Origin of the sequence: Ferruginibacter sp. (assembly GCF_014377975.1) — a bacterium.
Lineage (GTDB): Bacteria > Bacteroidota > Bacteroidia > Chitinophagales > Chitinophagaceae > Ferruginibacter.
Genome location: NZ_JACMOO010000113.1, coordinates 1 through 9,753, shown reverse-complemented (window position 1 = coordinate 9,753; position 9,753 = coordinate 1). Strand labels below are relative to the sequence as shown.

General features: G+C 40.4%; 8 protein-coding genes. All 8 read right to left on the bottom strand.

What is annotated here, in order from left to right; all coding sequences use genetic code 11:
- Positions 1-375: 375 nt before the first annotated feature.
- Positions 376-948, bottom strand: coding sequence for a nucleotidyltransferase family protein (locus H7254_RS06715; protein WP_301932238.1), 573 nt, complete (start codon positions 946-948; stop codon positions 376-378).
- A 314-nt stretch (positions 949-1,262) separates the two neighbouring features.
- The gene (locus H7254_RS06710) at positions 1,263-2,396 is read right to left on the bottom strand and encodes an XdhC family protein (protein ID WP_301922928.1); all 1,134 of its coding nucleotides are present in this window, start codon (positions 2,394-2,396) and stop codon (positions 1,263-1,265) included.
- 27 nt (positions 2,397-2,423) lie between these two features.
- The gene (locus H7254_RS06705) at positions 2,424-2,834 is read right to left on the bottom strand and encodes a cytochrome c (RefSeq protein WP_301932237.1); all 411 of its coding nucleotides are present in this window, start codon (positions 2,832-2,834) and stop codon (positions 2,424-2,426) included.
- A gap of 133 nt (positions 2,835-2,967) precedes the next feature.
- Positions 2,968-5,139, bottom strand: a complete 2,172-nt coding sequence (locus tag H7254_RS06700) for a molybdopterin cofactor-binding domain-containing protein (protein ID WP_301932236.1) — start codon at positions 5,137-5,139, stop codon at positions 2,968-2,970.
- Positions 5,140-5,199: 60 nt separating this feature from the next.
- Positions 5,200-5,658: a (2Fe-2S)-binding protein gene (locus H7254_RS06695; RefSeq protein ID WP_301932235.1), complete on the bottom strand. Its 459-nt coding sequence runs from the start codon at positions 5,656-5,658 to the stop codon at positions 5,200-5,202.
- Between the two features lie 232 nt (positions 5,659-5,890).
- On the bottom strand, positions 5,891-6,040 hold the full coding sequence (locus tag H7254_RS06690) for a hypothetical protein (protein ID WP_301932234.1): 150 nt from the start codon (positions 6,038-6,040) through the stop codon (positions 5,891-5,893).
- A 260-nt stretch (positions 6,041-6,300) separates the two neighbouring features.
- Positions 6,301-7,863: a serine hydrolase gene (locus H7254_RS06685; RefSeq protein WP_301932233.1), complete on the bottom strand. Its 1,563-nt coding sequence runs from the start codon at positions 7,861-7,863 to the stop codon at positions 6,301-6,303.
- Positions 7,864-8,095: 232 nt separating this feature from the next.
- A partial coding sequence (locus H7254_RS06680) for a GMC oxidoreductase (RefSeq protein WP_301932232.1) occupies positions 8,096-9,753 on the bottom strand: 1,658 nt, incomplete at its 5' end.

Below are 9,753 nucleotides of genomic sequence, written 5' to 3'. Positions count from 1 at the left end.
CAAAAAAATGTCCCAAAAAATGGAACATTTAAAATATAAATCCTGAATTTAATTTTCTTGGTTGGTTGTTTTAAATTTGTCTTCTCCTGCGCATCTTTAGCTATTGTCTTTAACCATTTTTGTGACACAACTAACGCTTACTAATTTTTAAAAGATTTGAATTTTCATTTTAATATCTAGCTTCTCTTTCTTTCTGATGTAAAAATGCAACAAATAATTCAACTCTTTTTTATTTTTCGTTTAAAGAACCCATTCTTTCGATGAATGATGTAGAAGATTCTATTTTGTAAAATAGGCTATCGTTAAAATTATTTTGCACAATACCAAATAGCGCCCGGTATAAAAATGATCCGGCTAATGAAGCAGTACTGTTCACTATTCTGACTGCAATAATTTTTCATAGTCTTCTGCGGTATCAATGTCAATATTGCCTTTTGCAAATGAAACGGTTGCCACTTCGCTGGAATACGGTTGTAAAATTGTACGGGCACCGGCATCACCGGATAACCTCAACAATTGCGGAAAGAAAGCTTTGTGAAAAAGCGCAGGAACCCCGGTGGAATTTTTGTAGCTGCTTGCTGCCATTGCTTTTCCTGTTTGTTGTTGTGTTACTAAAAGACTCTTTATCAAAGCTGCAGATACGAAGGGTTGGTCGCTCATCATAAAGATTACACCATCCGGTAAAGGATATCCTGACAATAGAAAATTTAAGCCACAAACTATGGATGAGGCCATTCCATCCTGCCATTTCTCATTTATTACAATGTCCACAGGCATTTTATTTATTTGCCCTGCAATTAATTCTGAATTACAACCAGTAACCACAATAATTGGATGGATACCTGTATCCACAGCTGTTTCAACAGCATGTTGCAATAAAGTTTTTCCCTTGTATTGCAACAACTGTTTGGGCCTTCCCAAACGTGTTGAACCGCCAGCAGCCAGCACAATAACGCCGCAATGATTTACAATATTTTTTTGTGAAGAAATGATGGATGATTTTATTTTTTGGAAGGGTTACTATTTTTTCTGTGTGTATGCACAAATTTAATTATTAAAACCCCGCCGGATATATTGTAAAAAATATTATTTTTTTAAATCTTATTCAATATCCGGTATCAGTAATAATTGCTCAAAGGCGCTTCTTAAATATTTTCAAATACACATTTGTTCTACCCCATATCAATTTTCATATTGGCTCCTCAAAACTAAAACAGTAACATCTGAATCACAATTATGAGCTATCTGATTTGTTGAATGTATTACATTTTTACCACAGCCCTTGAATGAATTACCACCGTGTTATTTGTTGCAAGCGGGCTGCCATGTTTTCCGGATAATACCGCTTTTATTTCAGCAATAACTGACAGCGCGATTTCTTCCGGTGTTTCAGCACCAATATCCAAACCAATGGGGCTATGCAAAACTGCCAGTTGCTGCTGTGTAAACCAGGTTCCTTTTTCCGTTAACTCCTGCAGCATTCTGTCCCGCTTTTTACGTGGGCCAAGCATACCCACATACACCACATTCCTGCTTAGTAAAAACGGAAGCATCGTCTTGTCATAATTATAATTGTGGGTCATCAGCAAAAACACGGTACGGTCATCAATGGTAATCTGATCCAGTAAATTTTCTGGTTTTGACAAAAGCACCTGGCAACCAGCAGTAAAACGTTCTGCCCTTGCATATTCAGGCCGCCCATCCACTATGGTGGATTGCCACCCGAGGATATCTGCCATTTTTACCAGCGGAATTACATCATTTCCTGCGCCAATTATTATTAAAGCAACAGCAGGTAGTATCATTTCAATAAATGCATCGACCGGTGCCGTTTCAAAAATATATTCTTTAAAAACAGATTGTTGCTGTAACAAAACCGTTTGGGCATCTTTCAATAAAATGTTTGTTAACTCAAATGCATCACCGTGATTTTGATCTGGCGTTAGCAGCAGACGGGTTCCTGGTTGTATGGCCTTTTTATCGTGTAAACTAAACAAGGTGACCAACACCCCCTTCTGCCGTTTAGCTGCAAGTGCTTTTAACAGTACTATCGGGTTATTTGCTTTTGTAGCATTAATAGGTTCTATCAATACCTGTATTATGCCGTTACAACCGAGGCCTAGCCCAATGGTAGCATCGTCTTCATCATTTGTATCGTAAGTAACTAGCATGGGGCGTTGCTGCGCCATTGCCAGTAAAGCTTTTCGCAGTGCATCACCTTCCAGGCAACCGCCACTGATAGCACCGGTTAATTGTCCTTTTTCTGTAATCAGCATACGGGCTCCCTCCCTGCGGTAAGAAGATCCTTCCACATGCACCACCGTAGCCAGCGCCGATTGTTCGCCCATCCTCAGTGCCTGGTCATATGCCTTTATAATATCATTAATTTCTTTCATTGTAAACCCGTTAATACCAACCATATTTTATTTGCGCAAAACTTTTACTTGCGCTGGTGTAACAGCGATGGTGTTTTTATTGCCCCAGTCATTGCGTACATAATTTAATACGTCTGCAATTTGCTCATCAGTTAAATAGTTTTGCGCAGGCATTAATGCATTGTATGTTGTACCATTAACAATTATTTCTCCATCCTGCCCTTCCAGTACCGCCGTAATCAACAAATTCACCGGCTTCTTTAAATAATCTGATTTTGCCAGCGGCGGAAAAACACCTGGTGTACCGTTTCCATCAACCATATGGCAACTCATACAGTAGAGCGTATACGCTTCTTTGCCACGCTCTATACTTTTTGCCAAATCATATTTTTGAAAAAAAGAGCTGGTTATAATAAGTACGCCTGCCGCCATTATTGAGGACACAAAAATTTTATACATGATGTAACAATTTAAAAATACAAATGAAAAATTTTCTCTCTGCCCTAAAAGGCTGTGCAATTCACAGAACAGCGCAATGGAAACGCGAATTCTGCATTAAAAGCAGATATCCATAACTTTCTACTTTTCATACTCACACATCATTAATATCAAAAGGCAACCTGCGGATACGCTTACCCGTTGCTGCAAAAATAGCATTACACAAAGCAGGAGCAAATGGCGGAAGGCCTGGTTCGCCTGCACCTTTTATTGTTGAGCCTCCATTGGCAAGGATATGTACTTCTACCTGCGGCATTTCATTTACCCTTACTAACTTGTTGTTGTGGTAATTGGTTTGTACCGTTTGCCCCTTGTCGAAAGTTATACCGCTTTTAATAGCTGCTGTTAAAGCCATCACTGCTGCACCTTCTACCTGTGCCTTTACCGTATCCGGATTTACTACGGTACCCAAATCGATTACACCATATACTTTTTCTATTTTTACACCGGTGCCTTTTTTTGATACCTCTATTACGTAACCACCCAGGCCTGCAAAAAATTCATACTGTGCCACGCCCCTTCCCCAGCCTGCGGGCAATGGCTTATCCCAGTTGCTGACCTCTTTTAATTTTTGCAATACATTCTTTGTATCAGAATCTTTGGTAAGCATTTCTAACCTGAAAGCCATAGGATCTTTCATTGCCTTTACCGCCATTTCATCTATAAAACATTCATGCGCAAAAGCAAGCGTAGTACTGGTTACAGCCCGCCAGGCCACAAACGGAATATGTGAGTCTGCATACACATACAAATTTTTCATGTTGGCAATTTCATACTTTTGTTCACTGATGCCCTCCGTCATAGTGGCATCAGGTTTTGCTTTGTCGTAATTTTCTTTTTCACTTGCATCAAGGGAAGGTGCAATTACTTTGTGTTGAAAAGCAATTGCTTTGCCATCGGCAGATAATGCTCCTTTCATGGCAGAGAATGTCATTGGGCGAAATGGACCTAATTGTGTATCATCTTCTCTTGTCCAGATTAGCTTAACAGGCTGCCCAATTTTTTTCGTCAACTGCACCGCTTCATGAATATAATCGTTGTACAACCGGCGTCCAAAGCCACCTCCATTAAATAATACGTTTACTTTTAAATTTCCATCTGGCACATTATAGGCCTTTGAAAAAGATTCGATGATATCGCCGGGTACTTGTGTAGATACCCATATTTCAAGCTTGTTCCCTTCCATCCAGCTAGCCACGCAATTCATGGGTTCAATGGGGGAATGCGATACGATGGGCGTTTCATAAAAAGCCTCCAGCTTCACCGGTGATGCACTAAAAGTTTTATCAAAATCACCCTGGTTATGGGCTATCGTACCTTCATTTTTTGCCAGGTCCCTAAGACCTTGTTCGTAGGTTTTTGAATTAAATGTATCATTACCCTGGTAATCCCATTTTATGGTGAGCGCTTTACGCCCCTGCAAAGCAGCCCAGTAATTGTCGGCAATAACAGCAACGGCCGGATATTTATATTTACCAATAATTCTTTCGCAGGTTTCCACTCTTGTTACACCCTTTACTTTTTTTGAGGCAGTTGCATCAAAGCTTATCAATTTTGCACCAAACACCGGGCAATGTGCTAAAGATGCATACACCATGTTTGGTACAGATACGTCAATACCAAATATAGCTTTACCAGAACTCTTCAATGGAATATCCGGCCGCTGTGTGTTTTTGCCCAGCAATTTAAAGTCTTTGGGATCTTTTAATTTGGGTTCTTTTGGTACTTCCAGTTTAGAAGCCGCTTCGGCCAGCTCCCCGTAGGTTGCGCTTTTGCCCGAACCAGCGTGCAGGATCTTTCCACTTTCGGCTTTGCATTCTTCTACCGGAACATTCCAACGCTTGCCTGCTGCCGTTAGCAGCATTTCTTTTGCACTTGCACCCACTTTTCTCAGTTCAGTATAACTTGATCTTACCGACATGCTGCCACCGGCAAACTGCATTGGTCCAAATTGTTTTTGGCCACCGGTTTGTTTAATCGTTACCTGATCGAGCGATAATTCGAGTTCTTCTGCAATGAGCGCCGGAATCGATTGAAAAACACCCTGCCCTATTTCGGGCTTTGTGTTGAATATAGTAATGGCACCTGATTTTTCGATGACTACATAAGGTGTTAGTTCGTAAGAAGCGGTTTCACCACTGAGGTTGGCTACTTCACTAATGCCATTACTACCCTTTAAAGATAATCCCACAATGAGCCCTGCCCCGGTGATGCCTGATAATTTTATAAAATGCCGCCGGTTAATATTTGAATCAATTTTTTCCATGATATACGTGTTGAAATGATGAGCTTTTTGTCGAAAATAAATCAATAAAAAATGGATGAATTATACTAATTCAGCAGCACGGTGTATGGCACTGCGTATGCGCTGGTAAGTACCACAACGGCAAAGATTACCCTGCATTGCTGCATCAATATCCGCATCTGTAGGTGTTGGCTTTGCTTTTAACAATGCCACAGCACTCATTATCTGGCCCGACTGGCAGTAACCACACTGAGGCACTTGTAATTCTATCCATGCTTTTTGTATGGCATGATCCACATTTTCGGAAATACCTTCGATGGTAGTAATTTTTTTTGCTCCTACGGCAGCAACAGGAAAACTGCAGGATCGTATTGGGTTACCATCCAGGTGTACTGTACAGGCGCCGCATTGCGCAATACCGCAACCAAACTTGGTGCCGGTTAATCCCACAAAATCGCGGATTACCCAAAGCAAAGGCATGTTTGATTCCACGTCTACTTTGTATAGTTTATTGTTGATGTTAATTTCGTAAACAGCCATTTTATGTTTATTTTGAAGTATGTTAAATATAGATGTACAATTTAAATATTTTTACGGGGAGATGGCAATATTTTTAATGAATTTTTGATAAGATAAACCTCGTTTACCTTTTTGTTGAACGTTTTCTACAATTTAAGAAATAGTAGTTAACACCAGGTGAAGTTGCAGGATTAAAAAATATATTTTTTGTTTTACAAATTGAGATTTCTTTCTATAGTTTTCTCTGTTGTTATTACCCGGTGATACTACTTTCCAGAAAGCTGATTGCTTCTTCAGGTGTCATTACAGGCAAAATACTTTTCTTAAAATTGTTGGTATCACGGGTTACAATAAAATCCAGCAAAAAATTTACCACTAAAGAGTAATCCCACTGTCTAAACACTTTTTTTCTTAGCAGAAAGTTTGTGAAAATCCAGTAAGCGCTTGTAACTAAAGCAATTAAATCCTGTCCAAAAAGTTACAATCTGTCCTTCACCAATACAAGCATGGCAAGGTTCAAATGGCTGGCAAGGTTCGCATTGAGGTTGTGCATAGAAAAGGCATGCGGTTAAGGCGCTTCAGTTATTAGAAGTCCAGTTAATATTTTATTCGTTGTTGTCACAATCAAAGGCCTGTAAATTAATGCCGGTAAAGTGCCTCAACTCATTTCACCCTGCTGAAATCCAAATCCTGAAAATCAAAACTAAAATCTGTCAATGGTGAAATGGCATTCATTTTTATATGGTTTGCCTTACCGTTGTTATCCAAATCAAATTGTACAAAGGCATCTGCGTCCAGGCTTCGGTCGCCCCATTTTACAATAAACGTATTGCCTTTGTAAGGAAACATTTCACCGTTCAATAGGTAAGATCTTTTGGATTGAAACCATAGCTTGCCATTCTTTGCATAAATTACCACATCTCCAAACCATTTGTCTGTATAGGTTCCGGTAAAAAGGCTGATATCTTTCGGTGCAGCATTTTTCTTTTGTTCTGCTTCAATATCTTTCCAGATATCTCCGGTAATTTTTGCTGCTTCAGTTTCATTTTTTACCACCCTGTCATGGTTTTGTTTAATACGGTCCACACCGGTAATACCAAGATAGCTGTCTTTGATGGTGTTGGTAATGGAAGTAAAAGCGGCGCCGGATTGCTGATTGGTAAAAACAATAATGCCCAGCTTTAATTCTGGTATCAGCGTAACCTGTGTTACAATACCGGCAAGTCCTCCAGTATGCGTTGCCTGCAAATAACCTTTCACATCACTTAAACCCCAGCCCAAACCGTATGCAGAAAAATGAGTATTATAAGGCGTTGGGCCATGCACCGGGATGATGGTTTGAGGCGTCCACATTTCTTCATGCACTGCTTCACTGAATATTTTTTTCTCCAGCCCATCTCCATATTTACCATCGTTCATTTGCAGGATAATCCATTTACTCATGTCGGTAATATTGCTGTAAATTCCACCGGCTGAATTGGCGATTTCACTCCAGTCGCGGCGGATCACCTGTACTTTACCATCCACCGGCGCATGCGGATCAATTACATTGGTTTTATTTTTTACATTTTTAAAAGAGGTGGCCGTTTCCGTCATACCGAGCGGCTGAAATATATGTGTTTCAATAAAATTTTCCCAGCTTGTACCTGAAACCCTTGCCAATACCTCACCTGCAACAATGTACATCAGGTTGTCATAATCGTATTTTGTTCTAAAGCCACTTACCTGTTTTAAATACCGCAGGTTATGAATGATGTCTTTTTTGGTGAAATTATTGCTGTCGGGCCAAAACATTAAATCACCGGCACCAAGCCCCAGCCCGCTGCGGTGCGTTAATAAATCCCTGATAGTAAAGTCTTCCGTTACATAAGGATTATACATTCTAAATTCGGGAATAATGTCGGCTGCCTTGTCATTCCAGTCAAGCTTTCCCTCATCTATTAAAATACCCAATGCCGCCACTGTAAAAGCTTTGCTGTTAGAAGCTATGCCAAACAACGTATGTTCATCTACTTTTTGTTTCGTATTTAAAGACCGTACCCCATATCCCTTTACATGAATAATTTTACCATCTTTTACCACAGCTACCGCAATGCCTGGCACATCAAAAGTGGTGAGTGTTTTTTCAACCAGACTATCAATAGACGCTGAGCTCATTTGAGCAAACACTGGTAAAGTACCAAACGCAATAACAATAAAAAGAAGGAAGCAAAATGTAAGTTTCATGTTGTATAAATTTAATTGAATGTACGATACAAATTATTTCACACAATGAGTACTACGAAAAACAAAGTACGCAAAGGAATTGCTTGTTTCACACAAAGGATATTGCGAAAAATAACGTAAATTTTTCACACAAAGAAAACGGCGAAAAACAACGTACACAAAGGAGTGCTTCCTTTAAGAATGCGCTTTCTTTGTTATCTTATTTTCCTTTATGCACTTTGAGTAAAATGTATTAAATATTCATCTTCTTCAATTCTTTTACCGCATAATCACATGCCCGGGCTGTAAGCGCCATATATGTAAGTGAAGGATTTACGCAGTTGCCCGATGTCATGCAGGAGCCATCAGTGATAAATACATTGGGCACTTCATGCATTTGGTTAAAGCTGTTGAGTACAGATGTTTTAGCATCCCTTCCCATACGGGCAGTGCCCATTTCATGATTTGCATTTCCGGGAAAAGAAATTTTACCGCCTACCTGGATATCTTTAAAACCACTGCTTTCCAGCATCTCCTTCGCAGTAATGCTCATGTCTTCATGCATGGCTTTTTCATTGTCTTTAAATTCGCAGTCAATGGCAATAACTGGCCGGCTCCATTTATCTTTTTTGTTATTGTTTAAAGTAACGCGGTTATCTGCATAAGGCAGGCATTCACCAAAGGCATACAATCCTATCCGCCATCCGCCTGGTTCGCTCATAGCACTTTTAAGTTCAGCTCCAATCACGGCATCATTTTGCTGCTGGCTGCGGTAAGCATTTCCGCCAAAATGATAGCCTCTCAAAAATGCCTTATCTTTTTTTGTTACATTTTTAAAACGCGGAATATAAATATTCGTTGGCCTGCGGCCATAATAATACTGGTCTTCAAAACCTTCAATACTTGCTGAAGCGCCAAAACCTTTATGATGGTCCATTAAGTTACGGCCTGCCTGCCCGCTGCCATTGCCCAAGCCGGCAGGAAAGCGGGATGATGTTGAGTTTAATAAAATAAAAGCAGTGGCTACCGTGGAGGCATTTAAAAAAATGAGGCGGGCGTAAAACTCCTGTACCTGGTTGGTTTGCGTATCAATTATTTCTACTCCAGAAGCTCGTTTCTTCTGTTCATCATACAATACTTTATTTACCAGTGAATGTGGCCGCACAGTTAAATTACCGGTAGCATAAGCGGCGGGCATGGTGCTGGCATTGGTACTAAAATAAGCCCCATACGGACAACCACGATGACATAAATCTCTTGCCTGGCATTGGCCGCGGCCCTGAACAGGTTTGGTAAGATTGGCTGTTCGCCCAATGATTACTTTACGGTCTGCAAAACCCGCTTCCACTTTTGTTTTAAAATATTTTTCTGCCGCATTCATTTCAAAAGGTGGCTGAAATACCCCATCTGGTAATTGAGGTATACCTTCTGCAGAGCCGCTTACACCAATAAACGATTCTACATAATCATACCAGGGTGCAATATCCTTGTAACGGATAGGCCAGTCCACCGCAATACCCTCTTTATGATTGGCCTCAAAATCAAGATCGCTCCAGCGGTAACAAGCCCGGGACCATAGCAACGAACGCCCTCCTACAATGTCACCTCTTATCCAGTCAAACCGTTTGGTTTCATCATATTTATTCTCCTGATCGTTGATGTAAAAATGTTTATTGTCTTCCCTGAAAGACCAGTGACGGCTTTGAACAAACTGCTGCTTTTTATCAGCTTCTGATAAACTTAACCGGTGAGGAAAATCCCAGGGATCTTTGGTTGCAGTTGGATAATTGGGATGTTCCACATTTTCGCCCCTTTCCAGCATCAGCACTTTTAACCCCTTTTCACATAGCTCTTTGGCGGCCCATCCGCCGCTAATTCCAGAGCCTACAATGATTACATCATAGGTATTTT